The organism is Hypericibacter terrae (assembly GCF_008728855.1).
Classification (GTDB): Bacteria; Pseudomonadota; Alphaproteobacteria; order Dongiales; family Dongiaceae; genus Hypericibacter; species Hypericibacter terrae.
The window spans coordinates 4,126,739-4,145,103 of sequence record NZ_CP042906.1 but is presented as its reverse complement, the minus strand read 5'-3'; the positions used below and the strand labels follow the sequence as shown (position 1 = coordinate 4,145,103).

Here is an 18,365-nt window from a genome sequence, read left to right as displayed (position 1 = left end):
CCCCTCCCGCAAGGGGAGGGGGCGTGATGATGGTGAATGATGACCGAGACCCTTGAGCAGGCGGTGCAGTCGCCGTCGGTTGGCGATCGCGTGCATCTCTTCACGCTCGACGCGGTGGCGCAGGGGGCGCCGGAGATCTATCGCTTCTCGCCGACCTCGGACCGCGGCCAGCCGATCCTGTTCAACGGGCTCGATTACACGCCCATGGACATCATGGCCGAGGGGTTCGAGTGGAACGGGCGCGGGGCGCTGCCGACGCCGAAGATCACGGTGCAGAACGTGACCCGCGCCATGTCGGCGCTGGTGCAGCAGGCCGGCGACCTGCGCGGCGCGACGCTGACGCGCATCCGGACCTTCCGGCAGTTCCTCGACAATGGCGATTCGCCGTCGCCCGATGCCTTCTTCGGGCCCGACATCTTCACGGTCGAGCGCAAGTCGAGCCTCAACAAGTTCTTCGTCGAGTTCGAGCTGTCGGCCAAGCTGGACCAGGAAGGCAAGATCCTGCCGGCGCGCCAGATCCTGCGGAACCGGTGCCGCTTCCGCTACCGGCGTTTCGTAGACGGCGATTGGGATTACACCGGCGCGACCTGTCCCTATGCCGGCACGCTCTATTTCGACAAGGCCGGGAATCCGGTGTCGATCGAGAGTGATTCCTGCGGAAAGAAGCTGGCGGACTGCGCGTTGCGGTTCGGCAGCGAGCCGTTGCCGTTCTCGGGATTCCCTGGCGTGGCCCGCGTGCGCTGAGAAGTACCCCTCCCCCTACCCCCTCCCGCAAGGGGAGGGGGCGTGATGTTTTGGAGTCCCATGTCATTCGAGGATTGCAACACCGAGGCGGTGAGCGCGGCGGCGCGGGCGCATGCGGTCGCGGCCTGGCCGAATGAGGCCGTGGGCTTCGTCGTCGCGGGCGTCTATGAGCCGCAGGCGAACATCGCCATCGAGAGCGCCGAGACTTTCGCAGTGACCGACGCGGCCTATCTCGATGCGGTCTCGCGCGGGTTGCAGGGCATCGTTCATTCGCATCCGGTGCTGGACGGGCAGTATCCCGTCGCCTGGCCCTCGGCCTCGGACATGCGCGCCCAGATCGCGACCGACCTGCCCTGGGGCATCGTCGTCGCGGGCAAGGAAAGCGCGGTGCCGCCCTTCTGGTGGGGCGACGCGGTGCCGATGCCGAAGCTCAAGGGCCGGCCATTCCGGCATGGCGTCACCGACTGCATGAGCCTGATCCGCGACTGGTATCGCCAGGAGCGCGGGGTCACGCTGCCGGTGGGCCCGCGCGACTGGGACTGGTGGGCGAAGCCCGAAGGCGCCGAGGGGCGCAATCTCTATCTGGAGAATTTCGGGCCGGCGGGCTTCACCGTCGTCGACAAGGCGACGGCGCAGCGCGGCGACGTCTTCCTGGCCAAGGCCGGACTGAAGACGACGGTGCCGAACCATGGCGCGGTCTATCTCGGGCGCGGGCTGATCCTGCATCACAAGGCCGGGCGGCTGGGCTTCGATCCGAGCCGGCTGTCGATCGAGGAGCCGGTCGCGCGCTGGATGCCCTTCATCACCCATTGCCTGCGGCATGAAAGCTCCGGCTCATGATGCGCACCGTCCATCTGCATGGCTCGCTCGCGGCGCAGTTCGGGCCTGAATTCAGGCTCGATGTCGCCACGCCGCGCGAGGCGGCGCGGGCCCTGGCGGCGCAGCTCAAGGGCTTCCGCAAGGCGATGATCGACGGCGCGTTCCGCGTCATCCGCCAGCCGCGGGTGCAGCCGCCGCTCTTGCCGCGGCCCGCCATGGCGCTCGGGCCCGAGGATATCTCGCTGCGACTGGGCGATGCCGACCTGCATATCGTGCCGGTCGTCGCCGGCGCCAAGGGCAGCGGCATGATGATCGGCAAGATCGTGATCGGGGTGATCCTGATCGCGACGGCGGTCTTCACGGCGGGCACCTCGCTGGCGGCCGCCGGCGCGATCGGCGCGGCCTCGCTGGGCGGCTCGGTGGCGGGCGGCGTTGCTGTGGGCAGCGCCGGCCTGGCGGCCACGGCTTTCACCGTCGGCGGCCTCGCGATCTCCTACGGCCAGATCGCGCTGTTCGGCGTGGCGATGGTGCTGTCGGGCGTGTCGTCGCTGCTGTCGCAGCAGCCCCATGCGGGCAATTACGGCAACCGCGAGCGTCCGGATCAGCGCCCCTCCTTCCTCACCAACGGCGTCGTCAACACCTCGGAGGAAGGCTCGCCGGTGCCGATTGCGGTCGGGATCTTCCTGATCGGCTCGAAGGTCGTGTCCGCCGGCATCACGCCCGAACAGATTGGTTGATCGCTTCGCTCTGATTTCTAGCTTCGATCTCGTTTCGCGCCCCATCCCGCCCACATTCTCGACATCGGAAAACCATGCCCGTCATGCAAGGCCGCGGCGACCGGATCAGCGCGCCCGGGGCCGATGCGATCGTCAGGGGTCGCAAGGGCGGCGGCAAGGCGGCGGGCGGCACGGTCTATACCCCGCGCGAGGATCCGAACTCGCTGCGGTCGAAGTCGGTGGTGCGGCTGACGGACCTGCTCTGCGAGGGGCCGGTGGTCGGGCCGTTGAACGATTCGCAGTCGATCCTGCTCGAGGACACGAAGCTGCAGGCGGTCGACGGGTCGTATAATTTCCAGGGCATCACCTGGGAATTCCGCACCGGTACGACCGACCAGGCGCCCTTCACCGGCGATCCGGCGCTGGAATCCGAGCAGGTGGTCGGGGTCGAGGTCAAGTTCGACACGCCGATCACGCGGACGATCACCAATCCCGACCTCGACGCGGTGCGGGTCACGATCCGGCTGTCGGCGCTGTTCGAGCAGAAGACCAACGGCGACCTGGTGGGGTCCGAGGTCGAGCATCTGATCGAGTGGCGCGACAATGGCGGGCCCTGGATCCGCTCGACGACCAACCTCAAATGGGAGGCGTTCGACGACACGACGCTCGACACCGCGTCGGGCCTGCAAGTCACGGTGCAGGCGACGACCGCGGGCGGCGCCAAAACTCAGACCGTCGATGTCGCCGCCGAATATCGCGCGGTCGGCGATGTGAGCTGGACGGCGCTGGGGTCGAAGACCGTCACCGTGCTGAACGCCACGCGGCGCGCCGGCGGGGCCCGCGACGACGTGGTGGCCGCCTTCCTGCCGACAGCAGGGTCCGCCACCTTCGAGATCGCCGGGCTGTCCGAGGACGAATACGAGGTCCGCGCGACGGTCGGGACCGTGGTCGCCAAGCTGGGGCTGGTGCCGCAGGGCGCGGTCATCACCGGCAAGACCATGTCGCCCTACGAGATCAGCTACCGGATCGACATCACCGGCACGGGGCCCTGGGACATCCGGGTCTCGCGGCTGACGCCGGATTCCGACAGCGCCCAGGTCCAGAATGCCGGCTTCTGGTCGCGCTACACCGAGATCATCGACGACCGGCTGATCTATCCGGATTCGGCGCTGATCAAATACACGGTCGACGCCGAGCAGTTCGGCGACCAGGTGCCCTCGCGCGGCGTCGAGGGCAAATGGCTGATCATGGAGGTGCCCGCCAATTACGATCCGGAGGCGCGGACCTATGACGGCATCTGGGATGGGACCTTCCAGATGGCCTGGACCAACAACCCGGCCTGGTTCCTCTATGCGCTGCTGACCAACACCCGCTGGGGCTGCGGCATCCCGGCCGAGAATGTCGACAAGTGGGCGCTCTACGAGATCGGCGTCTATAACGACGAGCTGGTGCCCGACGGCTTCGGCGGCACCGAGCCGCGCTTCACCTTCAACGGGCTGCTGAATACCGGCGAGGAGGCCTATCGCGTCATCCAGGCGGTGGCCTCGAATTGCCGCTGCATGGTCTTCTGGGCCTCGGGCACCGTGACGGTCGTGCAGGACCGGCCGCGCGACGTCGAGCGGCTGATCACGCCGGCGAACGTCATCGGCGGGCGCTTCGACTGGCAGGGGACGGCGCTCAAGGCCCGGCATACCTATGCCGCGGTGACATGGAACGACCCGGGCGACGGCTATCGCGCGGCGATCGAGCCGGTCGAGGACGATGACGGGATCGCCACGCTGGGGCTGCGGCAGGTCGATGTGCTGGCCTATGGTTCGACCTCGCAGGGGCAGTCGCACCGAGCCGGACTGTGGGTGCTGGAGACCGAGAAGAGCGAGGGCGAGCTCTGTACCTGGCGCGCGGGCTGGGACCAGGCCGACCTGACGCCGGGCATGCTGGTGGCCGTGGCAGACCCGGTGATCTCGGGCGTGCGCTATGGCGGGCGCGTCAAGTCGGGCTCGACCGACAGCGCGATCACGCTCGACGCCGCGGTGACGCTGTTCGCGGACCAGACCTATACGCTGTCAGTTGTCATGGCCGACAACGCGCCCGAGGATCGCGACGTGACGACGGGCGCCGGCGACACCGATACGATCGAGGTCGATCCGCCCTTCTCGGCGGCGCCGGCATCGGGGGCGGTATGGGTGCTAACCAGCTCGGATATCAAACCGATTCCGATCAACATTCTGAGTCTACGCGAGATCGAACAGGATCAGGTCGAGATCACCGGGAATCGGCACGACCCCACCAAATACGATCGCATCGAGCTGGGGCTGGTGCTGGACCCGCCGCCGACGTCGATCCTGGGGCTGCCGCCGCGCCTGCCGAGCGACATGGCGCTGCAGGAATCGCTCTATTCCGCGGGCCCCTCGGTGCGCGCGGCGGTGACCGTGTCCTGGAAGGACGGCGGCGACGGGCGCAGCCAGTTCTATGAGCTGCAGGCGAAGCGGCCGGGGCAGCAGTACCAGATCGCGAACGAGAGGATCCAGGGCACGTCCCTGCAGATCCTCGACACCGAGCCGGGGCTGTGGTCGTTCCGGGTGCGGGCGATCTCGAACATCGGCCAGCGCTCGGGCTGGCTGGAGCGGCGCGACGTCTACCTGACCGGCACGATGGGGCCGCTCGACGACGTGGCGGGCTTCTCGATCCAGGCCTTGAACGCCGAAGCGCATCTGACCTGGATCGCCGGCGTCAATCTCAACCGGACCCATTACGAGCTGCGCTTCTCGCCGGTGACGGTCGCCGCCGACTGGGGCTCGGCCTCGGTGCTGATCGAGCAGATCGGGCGCGACGCGACCTCGGTCAACGCGCCGCTGCTGGTCGGCAGCTATCTGATCAAGGCGGTGGGCGACGGGCTAGAGAGCGCCAACGCCACGCTGATCGTCTCGACCGTCGCCGGCATCGACCTGACGGCGACCGAGACGGCGACCGAGGAGACGGCCTTCGCCGGCAGCGGCACGAATACCCAGGTGATCGCCGACCAGCTCACGCTCGCCGACGGCGAGACCAGCGGCACCTATGTCTTCGCCAACGCGATCGACCTGGGCGGGGTCTATCGCGCGCGGCTGATCGCGCATGTCAAGGCCTTCGGCGAATCACTCAACAACCTGATCGACGACTGGACCGATGTCGACGCGATCACGAACTGGGACGGCGCCGATCCGTCGCAATGGCGGATCCGGCTCGAGATCCGGCTGACGCTCGACGATCCCGGCGGAACCCCGACCTGGGGCGACTGGCTGCCATTCACCGTGGGCGACTATCTCTTCTGGGGCGCCGAGTTCCGGGCCCAGCTCGAGAGCCTCGACGCGGGCGTGCGGCCGGTCGCCGAGGAACTCAGCGTCACGGCGACGCTGCCGCTGGATACGGCGCATGCGGAGGATGTGGTCTCGAACGCCGCCGGCGACACGATCACCTATGCCAGTCCGTTCCACACCTCGCCATCGGTGGGGATCAACGCGCAGGACATGGCGACCGGCGACTATTACGCGATCACGAGCAAGAGCCGGACCGGCTTCAGCATCCGCTTCTTCAACAGCGCAGGCACCGGAATCAGCCGCACCTATGACTGGATCGCGGTGGGCAGGGGACAGGAGCAATAATGAGCCAAGCGACGCCGACCATCGGCTCGGGCGAGACCGGGACCAGCTATCGCGGCCTGGACAACAGCGGCAAGAGCGCCGCGAACACGGCGCATAAGGGGGCCTCGCCGCCCAGCTATGCCGAGGCCGGGTATACCTGGACCGACGACAGCGCCGATCCGCTCTGGTACGAGCGCAAGTTCAAGGGCGGCACGGTCTCGGACCTGGCCAACTGGCCGATCATTGCCGAGATCGATTCCAGCGCCGCCGTCACGCGCCCGCGTATCCGCCGCCGGATCCTGAGCAAGACCGCGGCCTATACCGCGACGGTCGCCGACCAGGGCGCCTTCGTGCTGGCCGACCCGACCTCGGCCGCCTTCACCATCAAGCTGCCGGCGGCCTCGGCGGCGCTCGCGGGCTTCGCCATCGGCTTCCGCAATGACGGCACCGGCAACGATCTGACGGTGCAGCGGGCCGACGCGACCAGCGACACGGTCGACGGCGCGACCTCGGTCGCGGTGGCGCCGGGCGAGACGCTCGAGCTGGTGCTCGACGCCTCGACCGGCTGGAAGATCGCCTCGGGCTCGGGCTCGGCCGACAACAAGAAGGTGCTGGTCTCGGGCACCGACACGACCGAGGGCTATATCGGGGCGAAGCTGTCGGGCACCAGCGGCGTCGGCGTCTCGACCATCAATGGCGGCAGCAACGAGCAGGTGCAGTTCGTCCTGAATATCGACGGGCTGACCGGCGAATCCACTTTCGCCGACGACGACCAGTTCGCGAAGCAGAAGGCCTCGGCCGGCAACCGACGCAAGTTCACCTGGGCCAACCTCAAGACGGCGGTGGCGGCGCTGTTCCAGGCGAAGCTGAGCTACGCCAAATACAGCTATACCGTCTCGTCGGGCACCAGCGGCGGCGGCGGCGTCGCGGCCAACGCCTGGACGCAGCTCGCGCTCAATACCGAGGACAGCGATCCGGACGGCGTCGGCGCGCTGTCGGCCAACCGCGTGACGCTGGCCGCCGGCACCTACCGGGTCCGGGGCTGGTGCACCTTCGGCCCGATGCTGGCGGCCGGCGTCGGCTTCGGCATCCGGCTGCGGAATATCACCGACGGCACCACGGTCCTGGTCGGCGGGCACAGCGTCGGCGGCAGCACCGGCAATATCGTCATGACCACGCCGCTCGAGGGGATCTTCACCGTCGCGGGCTCGAAGGCGCTCGAGCTGCAATATTGGTGCAACTCGACCTCGGCCAGTCTCGGCGCGGCGCTGACGACCGGCGAGGTCGAGGTCTATCGCGTGCTGGAGTTCGAGAAGCTGGCGTAAGGGATGGGCACCGGTCTGGCGGGACCGGCTCAAGGGCATGGGGGCGTGCGGGAATGGGTGATCAAGCGGAAACGGCCCAGCGGCAACTCGACACGCGGGCAATCGAGCTGGCGATGAAATCACATGCGCTCGCGGAAAGCCTGGACAGGCGCATGACCCGACATGAGGAAGACTGCATGGAGGAGCGGCGGCAGGCCGCGAAGCAGCGGCATGATTTCCGGGCCGAGATGGCGCTGACGCTCGGCACCCTGCGCAGCGAGGTGCAGAGCGGCTTCGACGGCGCCAAATCGAGCAACTCCCGGATCCATAGCCGGATCAACGCCATCCTCTTTACCATCGGCGGCTCGACGATCCTGTTTCTGCTCAGCATCTGCGGCTACCTGTTCGTCAAGGCGAGCGGCTGGTGACGGCGGCGATGAAGCTCGGGCCGCGCGGCCTCGCCCTGATCAAGTCGTTCGAGCAATGCCGGCTGACGGCCTATCTCGATGCCCGCGCCAAGGATCCCCGCTGGACCATCGGCTGGGGCCATACCGGGCCGGAGGTCGTGGCGGGCTTGGTCTGGACCCAGGCGCAGGCCGACGCGGCGCTGGTGGCCGACCTGGCGCGTTTCGAGGCCGACGTGACAAGCCTGGTGCGGCGCGACACGCGGCCCAGCGAGTTCGACGCGCTGGTGTCGTTCGCCTTCAATGTCGGGAGCGATATCGACGCCGATACCAAGCCCGAAGGGCTCGGCGATTCGACGCTGCTCTACCTGCACAACCAGGGGCTCCGGCTGCGGGCCGCCCGGGAATTCCCGAACTGGGACCGGGCCGGCGGCGCCGAGCTGCGCGGCCTGCTGCGCCGGCGCTTCGCCGAGGCCGCCCTCTATCTCGAGGATTGAACCATGAAGACGCGCTTCCGCATGACGGCAACCGCGCTCGAGGACAGCGACGGCGCCCTCGTCGTGTCGTTCGGCGATCCCGACCATCTGGACCGCCGGCCGATCCGGATCACGATTCCGGCGCGCGTCACCTCGCAGGACCGCGCCCGGTGGGTGCTGGGCCGCGACTACTGGATCGACATCACCCCGGCCGACAAAGGCCAAACCAAAGGAGACTGACCATGGGTGCCTACAACAAGGCCATCGTTGCGTTCCTCGGCGGCGCCATCACGCTCGCCGGCGTGTTCGGGCTGCCGACCGACTGGGCGACGCCCGAGCTGGTGACCGCGATCGGCGGCGTCATCACGACGCTGCTGGTCTATGTCGTGCCGAACCTGCCGCCCAAGGCCTGATCGATGCCCTGGTGGGTCCTGATCCCGGTCGCCGCCGTCTGCCTGCTGGCCGGCGGCGCCGGGTTCTTCCTGCTGGTCTTGTGGCTGATCCGCCGCGAGCTGAACCGCGGGATCCGAAACCGCGTCCGAGGAACACCGACATGATGACCACCTACGCCATCATCGGCGGCGGCTTCGTCCTGATCCTCGCCGTGATCTGGCTCGCCTATCTCGCCGGCCGCGGCAAGGGCGGGTCAGACCAGCGCGCCGGCAATGCCGACGCGACGGCCGAGACCCGAGCGCGGGAGCAGGAAGCCGCCGCCAAGGCGCCGGCGGACAAGGCGGCGGTCATCGACACGCTGCGGAAGGGGAAGTTCTGACATGCGCACCTTCCTCATGCTCGCGGCCTGCGCGCTGCTGGCCGGCTGCGCGCCGAGCTATGTCACGGGCTGCCCGCCGGTGGTCGAGTATGGCCAGGATTTCCAGACCCGGCTCGCCGACGAGCTGGCGCCGCTGCCGAACGACGACCCCATCGTGGTCGTGGTGCGGGATTACAAGAGCCTGCGCGACCAGGTCCGCGCCTGCCGGGGCGAGGGCTGACCATGCCCGATGGCTCGCCGACGCGGTTCTGGCACCAGGTCAGGGACCAGGGGCTGCATATCCTGTTCGGGGCCGCCGCCGGGCTGCTCTGCGCGGGCTGGATCGAGGCGATGGGTGCGGCCGCGTTCTATGGCGCCGTGCGCGAGGGCGAGCAATGGAAGACGCTCAACACGCCCTCGGTGAGCGACAGCGCGCTGGACTGGGGCTTCTGCCTGGTCGGCGCCGCGATCGGCCATGGCGTGCGGCGGCTGCTCTGGCCGGGGTGGTGAGCGACGGCCGAGGGGACGGCGGCGGTCGCGTTCCCCTTGCCGCCCGGGGCGTCCCTGGGGCAACCTGGACGGGCAGGGATGGGGAGAGACGATGCGAAGGGTCTTGATGCTGGCGGCCATGGCCGCGCTCCTGGCGGGCTGCCAGGCGACGCCGCAGCCGATCGTCGACATGGAGGGCGTCGCCCAGGTCCAATACAACCGCGACATGGCCTGGTGCGTGAACAACCAGCCCTTCATCGCGCTCGGGAATCCGGTGACGGATTGCATGCGGGGGAAGGGGTATAGGATCCTCGTCGGCTATTGACGCGCGATCGCGCGCGCCTGCCAGCCGGACCCGGCTCCCGAAAGGGGGCCGGGTCTTTTTGCGTTTCTGGACCTTGGTGATGTTTGCCAGAATCGCCATAAGCCTTTGATGCGGTCGGGCGGTTTTCCATGGATCGACCCGGTAAGCCATTGAACTGGAACAGAACGCCGACGCCTGAAAATCCCCGTGTCGGCGGTTCAATTCCGTCCCTGGGCACCACTTCCCCCTCCCCGAGATCATGGCCGCTCCCGGTCGCGTCGGTTCCGCAGGGAACCCGCGCCACGCCGCGGTTCTCGAGCGGTTCCGCTCCTCCCCATGCTTCCCCGCCCCGCGTCGTTCGAACGCGTTTATCATTCCTTGAGAGACGTCCGCCTAGATTGGCGAAATCGCGCCCCTCATTCCCGCCCTTGCGCTGTCGGAATCCTGCGTGCGCGTGTTTCCAATTCTGGTCTCACGAGGAACTTCCATGCTCAGCATGAAAATCGCCGGCAAGATGATGCTGGCGGCTACGCTCAATGTCGCGATCCTTCTTGCCCTCGCCGGTTGGGGCTATGTCTCTTTGGATCGCTTCCGCAGCTTGCAGGATATCGGCGCCATGAGTGCGGCGAACGCGACGGTCGCGACGGCTTCGGCCGGCGACGGCGCGGAACTCTATCGCATCATTGCCGACGCCGAGATCAACCGGGAACTCGATACCACCCGCAAGGATTGGGCGGAAAGGAAGAAGAACGTCGAGGTCAACTTCACGAGCATGACGGCCGTGGCGCAGAGCGACGAGGAAAAGGCCCTGCTGCAGCAATCGCAGACCGCATATCGGGATCTGATCGCATTGTTCGAGACCAAGATGATGCCGGCGCTCGAGGCGACGACGGAGATGACCCCCGAGATCCGCGACATGGACGGTCAGATCGACGAGGTCGTGAGCCGCATGGCCGATCCGATATACAAAGTCCGCGACATCGAGATCGCCAATGCCAAGGCTGCGGATGCGGAATCCGATTCCAGGGGCCGGACCAGCAGCATGATCAGCCTGATCCTGTCGATCGTGGGCGTCCTGCTCAATCTGGTGGTTTCCTTCCTGCTGGTGCGCGGCATCTCCCGCCCCGTGATCGGCATGACGAGCGCCATGTCGAGCCTCGCTTCGGGCGACAAGACCGTCGCCATACCCGGCACCGAACGTGCCGACGAGATCGGTGCGATGTCGCAGGCGGTGCAGGTGTTCAAGGACAAGATGATCGAGGCCGATCGCCTGCGTGCCGAGCAGGAAGAGGCCAAGAAGACCGCCGAGACCCGGCGCAAGGCCGACATGCTGAAAATGGCCAACGATTTCGAATTGGCCGTCGGCGGCGTGGTCAAGACGCTGGCCTCCGCCGCGACCGAGCTGCAGGCGGCGGCAGAGACGATGCAGGGCTCGGCCGAGGAGGCTTCCAAGCAGTCGCAGGCGGTTGCCGCCGGCGCCCAGGAAGCGACGGCCAATGTCCAGACCGTGGCGGCCGCGGCCGAGGAACTCTCGGCCTCGGTCCAGGAGATTACCCGCCAGGTCTCGGAATCGACGCGGGTCGCCAACTCGGCGGTTGCCGAAGCCGAGCAGACCAACAGCCAGGTCAAGGTGCTCGACGAGGCCGCGAAGAAGATCAGCGACGTGGTCGGGCTGATCAACGACATCGCCAGCCAGACCAACCTCCTGGCGCTCAATGCCACGATCGAAGCGGCGCGCGCCGGCGAAGCCGGCAAGGGCTTCGCCGTCGTGGCCTCCGAGGTCAAGACCCTCGCCAATCAGACGGCGAAGGCGACCGAGGATATCTCGGCTCAGATCACGGGCATCCAGCAGGCGGCCCAGGGCTCGGTGCAGGCGATCGCCAGCATCGGCAAGACGATCGCTTCCATCAACACCATCGCCACCACCATCTCGGCGGCGGTGGAAGAGCAGTCGGCTTCCACCCAGGAAATCGCCCGCAACGTGCAGCAGGCGGCCCAGGGCACCAACGACGTGTCGTCGAACATCGCGCATGTCAGCAAGGCTGCCGACGATACCGGCGCCGCGGCCAGCCAGGTTCTGGGGTCGGCGCGCGATCTGTCGAAGCAGTCGGAGACCCTGCGTTCGGAGCTCGATCGCTTCCTCGGCGCCATCCGCGCGGCTTAAATTCCGCTCACACAGGACGGGGGGGCGTACCGGCCGACGGGCCGGTATGCCCCCGTTCGTTTCAGCGCCACCTCCCTCTCTCGCCCTCGCCCCCGGGTTCCCCGCCAACATAGTTTTTGTCGCTGGAATCGTTCTAGCCGCGGCCAGTCCGGCCCTCCGATATTGACGCCACCTCGAGGCCCAGCCGGGTTGCCGGCTCCCATAAGGCCGAGGATTGGGGACATGATAAGGTGGCTTCGAGAGAGGGTATCTTGTCGTCGCGAGACAGCGCCTTCTTTCACGGGTTTCCCGTGCCGGGAGCGCGTTGATGTCGCCCGATGCGTTGCAGCCCCCTGCGAATGATGCGCCGCCGCCCGCAGCGGCCAAGGCGCCCTCCCGGTGGCGGCGGTGGTCCGGCCTGCCGCTCCGCATTTTCGTGATCCTGCTGGCGGCCTTCCTGGTCGCGAGCTTCGCCATCGAATGGAACTGGTGGGTCGGTTCCTCCCGGCTGCAATCGACCGACGATGCCTATCTGCAATCCGACCTGGCTCCCCTGGGAAGCCGGGTCTCCGGTTATGTGCGTTCGGTTCCCGTGACGGATTTTCAGAAGGTCGAGGCCGGCGATCTCCTCGTCGAGATCGTCGATGACGATTATCGGGCCCAGGTCGCGCAGGCCGGGGCGAATGTGCAGGCGACCCAAGCCGCGCTCGCGAATCTGGCGGTTCAGAAACAGGTTCAGCAGGCCATCATCGATCAGGCCACGGCCAATGTCGCGGCGGCCCAATCCGACTTGACGCGCGACAGTCTCGAATCAAAGCGCCAGCAGGAGCTGCTCGCCAGCCATATCGCCGGCACGAACCAGCTCGTCGAGCGCGCGATGGCCGCGATGCAGCGCTCCCAGGCGGCGGTCGACCTGAGCAAAGCCCAACTGGCCCAACAGCGCGGGCAGCTGACGGTGCTTGATACCCAGGAGCTGCAGGCGCGGGCCCAGCTTGCGGCCCAGCAGGCGGCCCTCGATCTGGCGCAGATTTCGCTGCGCGACACCCGGATCCTCGCGCCCAATCGCGGCGTCGTGGGCCGCCGGCAGGTGAACCCCGGACAATATGTGACCAGCGGAATGACGGTGATCACCCTGGTTCCGCTGCCCGACGTCTTCGTGCTCGCCAACTACAAGGAAACCCAGCTCACCCATATGGGCGTCGGGCAGACAGCGGTCGTCACGGTCGATTCCTATCCGGGCGTGAAGCTCACCGGACATGTGCTGGCCTTCGCCCCCGCGACCGGCAGCCAGTTCAGCCTCCTGCCGCCCGACAATGCGACCGGCAATTTCACCAAGGTGGTGCAGCGCGTGCCGGTCAAGATCACCATCGACCAGCCCAATCCCTTGAGCGATCTGTTGCGCCCGGGCATGTCGGTCATTGCGACCGTCGACACCGGCAGCCCCATCGCCGCCAACCCCGCGCCTTAGAGGAAATATCGGTGGCGTCGACGGGATTCTTCGACAGATTCGGCGTTCCGCGACTTGGGATCCCGAGATTCGGCTCCTTGTCGCTGAGCAGCCTGGGCGACCGGGTCGCGCTGAGGCCGCCGGTCAGTCCGCACCCGCTGGTCGGCATCGGTGCCGTTCTGCTGGGCGCCTTCATCGTGACGCTGGGCGGGCGCGTCACCACCTTCGGCCTCAACGATCTGCGCGGGGCCATTCACGCCGGCGTCGACGAGGGCGCCTGGATCACCACCGCCAATACCGTTGGTCAAATGCTGATGTGCGCCCCGACGGTGTGGCTGGGCAATGTGCTCGGTCCCCGCCGGGTCCTGCTGGCGGCGACCTTCGTCCTGATGCTTTCCTCCCTGCTCTTGCCGGCCGCCACGACCTTGCAGGGCGTGCTGATCATGCAATTCATCAGCGGCGTCGCGATGGGCACCTTCCTGCCGCTGACCATCAGCTTCGTGGTCCGCAACCTGCCGCCGCGATACCTCATCTATGGCATCGCCGCCTACGCGATGAATCTGGAACTCTCGACGAACATCTCGGCCTCGCTCGAGGGCTTCTATCTCGATCACTGGTCGTGGAAATGGATCTTCTGGCAGAACGCGGTGCTGGCCGTGCTGATGTGGGTCGCCGTCTACATCGGCATTCCGCGGCGGCCGGTGGATCGCGATGCGGCGCGCGGCGTCGAGCGGTTCGGGATGATCTATTTCAGCCTGGCATTCAGCCTGTTCTATGCGGCGCTCGACCAGGGGAACCGGCTGGATTGGCTGAATGACGGGTTGATCTGCGGGCTGTTGCTCGCGGGCGGGCTGATGCTCTTGGCCTTCATCCTGCAGGAGATGATCTGCAAGACGCCGTGGCTCGATCTGCGCATCTTCGTGCGCAGCAATCTGGGTCTGCTGGTGATCATGCTGTTCTTCCTGCGGTTCTCGATCCTGTCAACCTCCTACATCATTCCGCAATATCTCACCACGGTGCAAGGCTATCGCGCGCTCCAGGTCGGCGATGTCCTGCTGTTGATCGCCTTGCCGCAGCTGCTGCTGGCGCCCCTGATCGGCACGGCACTGCGCATCGTCGATCCCCGGACAACGATCGCCCTCGGCTTCACGCTGATCGGCTATGCCTGCTTCAGCGTTTCCTCCAGCTTGACAGTGGAGTGGGGCAGCGACGATTTCATGCCGTCACAGATCACCCAGGCCTTGGGCCAGTCCCTCGCCCTGACCTCGATCGTCGCCTACAATCTTCGCCTGCTCCGGCCGCAGGATGCCCTGACCTTCGGCACGATCATCCAGAGCGCAAGATTGTTCGGCGGCGAGGCCGGAACGTCCTTCATTCAGACCTATGTGCGGGTACGCGAGCAGGTCCATTCCCATCTGCTGGGCTTGCATGTCACGGGGGAATCCGGCGTCACGTTCGAGCGGCTGGCGCAGTATGAGGCCCTGGTCCGAGGTTACTCGGCCGGGACCGTCGATGCGGCCAAGCGTGCGCTGCTGTTGCTTGCCCACGCGGTGCAGGCGCAATCCTATGTGCTGGCCTACATCGACGGCTTCGTGGTGATCGGCTTCGGCACGATCATCTGCCTGGGGATCGTCCTGTTTCTCCGTCACGCGCCGGCACCCCGCTGAGCCGCCCGGGCCTCAGGCGCCCGCGACCTCGAACGGGTGCTTGCCGTCACGGCTCTCGACCTCCACCACCCAGAGGTCGGGGTCGCGCTTCACGGCCCGCTCGATATAGGCGTCGGCGTCGGCCTCGGTCGCCGGGGCTTCGCCCAGCGCGCTCATCCAGCCCAGCCGTCCCAGCCCGTCGCGCACCTGCGACAGCACCCGACAGCCGGGGCCCATCAGGTTCACCTTCACCAGCACGGCACCCGCCCGCGGCTCGCCCCGGCGCAGGAGATAAACCGGGGTACCCGCGGCATGGCCTTGACGGATCTGCGCCGTCAACCAGATCTCCGTGGGCAGTCTTTCTTCCATCGCCCCTGTCTCGAAATCCGCTGTCGGCCTCTGGCCCGGTCCGGGCCCGGGCGCTAGGGTGCCTGAGCCCGGTTCCCAGGTCATCCCATGATTGGTCGATGCTTGTCGGTCGCCTTGCTTCTCGGCCTGAGCCTGCTGGCGGCGGTGCCGGCGGCAAGCGCGACCGGCGTTGATGAAGGGCTGAAGGCGGCGCAGCAGGGGGATTACGATCGCGCCGTCGATCAATTCCGGCCGCTCGCCGAGGCGGGCGACCCGCAGGCGCAGTTTCTGCTGGGGCTCTGCTATCAGCAGGGCAAGGGCGTGCCGATGAACCCCTCGCGCGCGGCCTCATGGTTCGACAAGGCCGCGACCGCCGGCAACATCGACGCGCAATCGGCCCTGGGCACGCAGTATCTGACCGGCGAGGGTGTCACGCCCGATGCGGATCGCGCCTACGCTTTGCTGAGCCAGGCGGCGGGGGCGGGTGACCGGCGCGCCAAATATGGCCTGGGCATCATCTATGAGGCGGGCCTGGGGCGCGACGCCGACATGGCGAAGGCGCTCGCCTGGTATCGCGCGGCGGCGGATCAGGGGCTGATCGATGCTCAGTTCGCGCTGGCCCAGATCTACGATGCCGGCCAGACCATTCCGCGCGATCTTCATCAGGCGGCGTCGTGGTATCGGCGCGCTGCCGAGCAGGGATTTGCCCGTGCGCAGTTCGGCCTGGCCACCCTTTATCTTCACGGCGAAGGGGTCGAGCCCGACCGGACCGAGGCCTATAAATGGTTCTCCCTGGCGGCCGACGGATTGCCCGGCGGGGAGGAGCAGGAGTTGGCGCGGCGCGGACAATCCCTGACGGCCAGCCAGCTGGAGCCCGAGAAACTGGCTGCGGCCAAGCGCCAAGTCGCCGCTTTCAAGCCGCAACTCGAACATCGCGAATCCCTGTCGTTGCAGGGTCCTTAGTCCCGCCGCAACGGCCATCGCGCCGATAGCCTCACATCCATTGCGGTCATTGCGGCACGGACGAGGCTTGACCATGCCGCAATGGGGCAGGTAGAGCCTTGCTCCGGACCGGCCGCACGGTCCGCAGTCTGGTGCCTTTCCTTCCCCTCCTTACGCGATCCGAAACCCTTGCCCGTTCTCCTCGGCCTTGATACCGGCGGTACCTACACGGACGCCGCCCTGTTCGATCCCGCACGCGGTGTGCTGGCGGCCGCCAAGTCGCTGACCACCAAGCATGACCTCTCGATCGGGGTGGGCGGCGCCATTGCGCAGGTGCTGCCATTGGCGTCCGAGCCGATCGTGATGGTTTCGCTCTCCACGACGCTCGCGACCAACGCGCTGGTGGAAGGGCAGGGCAGCCCGATCTGTCTGCTCCTGCTGGGCTATGAGCGCCAGGCGCTGGAGCGCGCGGGGCTGCGCCAGGCGATGGGCTCGGATCCGGTCGAGTTCATCGCCGGCGGCCATGGGCCGATGGGCGACGAACAGGCGCCGCTCGATCGCGGCGCCGTCGAAAAGGCGATCCGGGCTTATGCGCCGAAGGTCGCCGCCTTCGCGGTCTCGGGCTATTTCTCGGTCCGCAATCCCGCTCATGAGCTGGCGGTCAAGGCCATGGTTCGCGACATCGCAGGCCTTCCGGTCACCTGCGGCCATGAGCTGACCTCGAAGCTCGATGCGCCGCGTCGCGCTTTGACCGTGGCGCTCAATGCGCGGCTCATCCCTCAGCTCCAGCAATTGATTCGCGCCGTCGAGGGGATCCTCAAATCGCAGTCGATCGAGGCGCCGCTGATGGTGGTGAAGGGCGATGGCTCGCTGATCGCGGCCGAGGTCGCGCTGAACTGCCCTGTCGAGACCATCCTGTCGGGTCCGGCCGCGAGCCTGGTCGGCGCGCATCATCTCTGCGGCTCGGGCGATGTGGTCGTGTCCGACATGGGCGGAACCACCACCGATGTGGCGATGCTGTCGGGCGGTCGTCCGGTGCTGAACCGCGAAGGCGCGATCGTCGGCGGTTGGCGCACCATGGTCGAGGCGGTCGCAGTCCATTCCTATGGCCTCGGCGGCGACAGCGAGCTCAGGCTCGACGAGACCGGCGGGCTGATCCTGGGCCCGCGCCGGTCCGTGCCCTTGGCTCTGCTCGGCGCCCAGCATCCCGGCACGATCGAGAAGCTGAAGCATCAGGTCGAGGAGGCGGTCCGGGTCGGCTATGACGGGCAGTTCCTGCTGCGCCTGCGCCGTCTCGATACCAAGGAATCCGGATTGCGCCCGGACGAGCTGGACCTCTGGGAAGCGCTCGAGGCGGGACCCTTGGCCCTTTCCGACATCCTGCAGGGGCCGGCGCGCCAGCGCGCCATGAAGCGCCTCCTCGACCGTGGCCTCGCCGCTCTGTCGAGCTTCACGCCCAGCGATGCGGCCCATGCGCTGGGCCTGCAGCAGACCTGGTCGCAGGAAGCCTCGGTGCTGGGCGCACGGCTCTGGATCCGGCGCCTCGATGCGCTGGGCGGCGAGAAGCTCAAGGAAATCGAGCCCTTTTGCCGCCGCATCGTCGAGCAGGCCGTGCGGCAGTCGGTGGCCGCAATCCTTGGAACCACATTCGATCAGTCCCTCGGGATCGCCCCCGACAAGATGGGCGCGCTCGGCGAGCTGGTGATGGCGCGGATGGCCGCGGGGACGGCTTCGGATTCGCCGCTCGTCACCCTCGACATGAATCTCAAGCGACCCCTGGTCGGGATCGGCGCGCCGGCGGCGACCTATTATCCGGAAATCGCGCGCCGGCTCGGGACCGAGCTCATCGTCCCGCCGCATGCCGATGTCTGCAACGCGGTGGGCGCGGTCGCCGGCGGCGTGCTGCAGCGGGTCGAGCTCCTGATCTCGCAACCGACCGAAGGCCGCTTCCGCGTCCATCTGCCCGACGGTGTTGCCGACTTCAACCAGCTCGCGGCCGCGGTCGAGAAGGCCGAGGCGGTCGCCTCGGCGCAGGCGAGACGTCTCGCCCACGAGGCCGGCGCCGCCGAGCCGGAGATCAAGCTCGAGCGCGAGGACAAGGTCGTTCCCGCGGTCCAGGGCATGACGCTCTTCATCGAATCGCGCATTCGGGCCACGGCCTTCGGCCGGCCCCGGCTGGCGACGGCGGGGGCAGCCTGAGCACTCTCTTCCC

General features: G+C 67.5%; 20 protein-coding genes. 19 read left to right on the top strand and 1 reads right to left on the bottom strand.

The window, feature by feature from the left end; translation table 11 throughout:
• Positions 1 to 39: 39 nt before the first annotated feature.
• The 17 genes from FRZ44_RS18875 (at position 40) to FRZ44_RS18810 (ending at position 14,884) form a co-directional block, all read left to right on the top strand.
• Positions 40 to 744, top strand: a complete 705-nt coding sequence (locus FRZ44_RS18875) for a phage minor tail protein L (protein WP_191908189.1) — start codon at positions 40 to 42, stop codon at positions 742 to 744.
• Positions 745 to 804: 60 nt separating this feature from the next.
• Positions 805 to 1,584 (top strand): NlpC/P60 family protein, encoded by a 780-nt coding sequence (locus FRZ44_RS18870; RefSeq protein ID WP_191908188.1) that lies wholly within the window; start codon positions 805 to 807, stop codon positions 1,582 to 1,584.
• Positions 1,581 to 2,300, top strand: coding sequence for a tail assembly protein (locus FRZ44_RS27090; protein WP_191908187.1), 720 nt, complete (start codon positions 1,581 to 1,583; stop codon positions 2,298 to 2,300). The genes FRZ44_RS18870 and FRZ44_RS27090 overlap by 4 nt, the downstream gene beginning before the upstream one ends.
• Positions 2,301 to 2,374: 74 nt before the next feature.
• On the top strand, positions 2,375 to 5,920 hold the full coding sequence (locus FRZ44_RS18865) for a host specificity protein J (protein ID WP_151178634.1): 3,546 nt from the start codon (positions 2,375 to 2,377) through the stop codon (positions 5,918 to 5,920).
• Positions 5,920 to 7,224: a hypothetical protein gene (locus FRZ44_RS18860; RefSeq protein ID WP_151178633.1), complete on the top strand. Its 1,305-nt coding sequence runs from the start codon at positions 5,920 to 5,922 to the stop codon at positions 7,222 to 7,224. The genes FRZ44_RS18865 and FRZ44_RS18860 overlap by 1 nt, the downstream gene beginning before the upstream one ends.
• A gap of 53 nt (positions 7,225 to 7,277) precedes the next feature.
• Positions 7,278 to 7,631, top strand: a complete 354-nt coding sequence (locus FRZ44_RS18855) for a hypothetical protein (protein ID WP_151178632.1) — start codon at positions 7,278 to 7,280, stop codon at positions 7,629 to 7,631.
• The gene (locus FRZ44_RS18850; protein ID WP_225308341.1) at positions 7,628 to 8,104 is read left to right on the top strand and encodes a lysozyme; all 477 of its coding nucleotides are present in this window, start codon (positions 7,628 to 7,630) and stop codon (positions 8,102 to 8,104) included. The genes FRZ44_RS18855 and FRZ44_RS18850 overlap by 4 nt, the downstream gene beginning before the upstream one ends.
• 3 nt (positions 8,105 to 8,107) lie before the next feature.
• Positions 8,108 to 8,323, top strand: coding sequence for a hypothetical protein (locus FRZ44_RS18845; protein ID WP_151178631.1), 216 nt, complete (start codon positions 8,108 to 8,110; stop codon positions 8,321 to 8,323).
• A 2-nt stretch (positions 8,324 to 8,325) separates the two neighbouring features.
• Entirely contained in the window at positions 8,326 to 8,496 is a 171-nt protein-coding gene (locus tag FRZ44_RS27085) for a hypothetical protein (RefSeq protein ID WP_191908186.1), read from the top strand.
• A gap of 3 nt (positions 8,497 to 8,499) precedes the next feature.
• A complete protein-coding gene (locus FRZ44_RS27080) occupies positions 8,500 to 8,640 on the top strand; it encodes a hypothetical protein (protein WP_191908185.1) in 141 nt (46 codons plus the stop codon).
• Complete coding sequence (locus tag FRZ44_RS18840) at positions 8,637 to 8,855, top strand: hypothetical protein (protein ID WP_151178630.1); 219 nt, start codon at positions 8,637 to 8,639, stop codon at positions 8,853 to 8,855. The genes FRZ44_RS27080 and FRZ44_RS18840 overlap by 4 nt, the downstream gene beginning before the upstream one ends.
• A 1-nt stretch (position 8,856) precedes the next feature.
• Positions 8,857 to 9,075, top strand: coding sequence for a hypothetical protein (locus FRZ44_RS18835; protein WP_151178629.1), 219 nt, complete (start codon positions 8,857 to 8,859; stop codon positions 9,073 to 9,075).
• A gap of 2 nt (positions 9,076 to 9,077) precedes the next feature.
• The gene (locus FRZ44_RS18830; protein ID WP_151178628.1) at positions 9,078 to 9,344 is read left to right on the top strand and encodes a hypothetical protein; all 267 of its coding nucleotides are present in this window, start codon (positions 9,078 to 9,080) and stop codon (positions 9,342 to 9,344) included.
• A 91-nt stretch (positions 9,345 to 9,435) separates the two neighbouring features.
• Complete coding sequence (locus FRZ44_RS18825; protein ID WP_151178627.1) at positions 9,436 to 9,648, top strand: hypothetical protein; 213 nt, start codon at positions 9,436 to 9,438, stop codon at positions 9,646 to 9,648.
• Between the two features lie 466 nt (positions 9,649 to 10,114).
• Positions 10,115 to 11,791: a methyl-accepting chemotaxis protein gene (locus tag FRZ44_RS18820; protein ID WP_151178626.1), complete on the top strand. Its 1,677-nt coding sequence runs from the start codon at positions 10,115 to 10,117 to the stop codon at positions 11,789 to 11,791.
• Between the two features lie 307 nt (positions 11,792 to 12,098).
• Positions 12,099 to 13,238, top strand: coding sequence for an HlyD family secretion protein (locus tag FRZ44_RS18815; protein ID WP_151178625.1), 1,140 nt, complete (start codon positions 12,099 to 12,101; stop codon positions 13,236 to 13,238).
• Between the two features lie 77 nt (positions 13,239 to 13,315).
• Positions 13,316 to 14,884 carry an MFS transporter gene (locus FRZ44_RS18810; RefSeq protein WP_191908184.1) on the top strand — a complete coding sequence of 523 codons (1,569 nt, stop codon included), beginning with the start codon at positions 13,316 to 13,318 and terminating at the stop codon, positions 14,882 to 14,884.
• Positions 14,885 to 14,896: 12 nt separating this feature from the next.
• Here FRZ44_RS18810 and FRZ44_RS18805 read toward each other — a convergent pair whose 3' ends face one another.
• Positions 14,897 to 15,232 carry a DUF1491 family protein gene (locus FRZ44_RS18805; protein ID WP_151178623.1) on the bottom strand — a complete coding sequence of 112 codons (336 nt, stop codon included), beginning with the start codon at positions 15,230 to 15,232 and terminating at the stop codon, positions 14,897 to 14,899.
• Between the two features lie 102 nt (positions 15,233 to 15,334).
• Here FRZ44_RS18805 and FRZ44_RS18800 point away from each other — a divergent pair, with 102 nt between their 5' ends.
• Both FRZ44_RS18800 and FRZ44_RS18795 read left to right on the top strand, forming a co-directional pair.
• The gene (locus tag FRZ44_RS18800; RefSeq protein ID WP_191908183.1) at positions 15,335 to 16,174 is read left to right on the top strand and encodes a tetratricopeptide repeat protein; all 840 of its coding nucleotides are present in this window, start codon (positions 15,335 to 15,337) and stop codon (positions 16,172 to 16,174) included.
• A 168-nt stretch (positions 16,175 to 16,342) separates the two neighbouring features.
• Positions 16,343 to 18,352: a hydantoinase/oxoprolinase N-terminal domain-containing protein gene (locus tag FRZ44_RS18795; RefSeq protein WP_191908182.1), complete on the top strand. Its 2,010-nt coding sequence runs from the start codon at positions 16,343 to 16,345 to the stop codon at positions 18,350 to 18,352.
• Positions 18,353 to 18,365 lie beyond the last annotated feature (13 nt).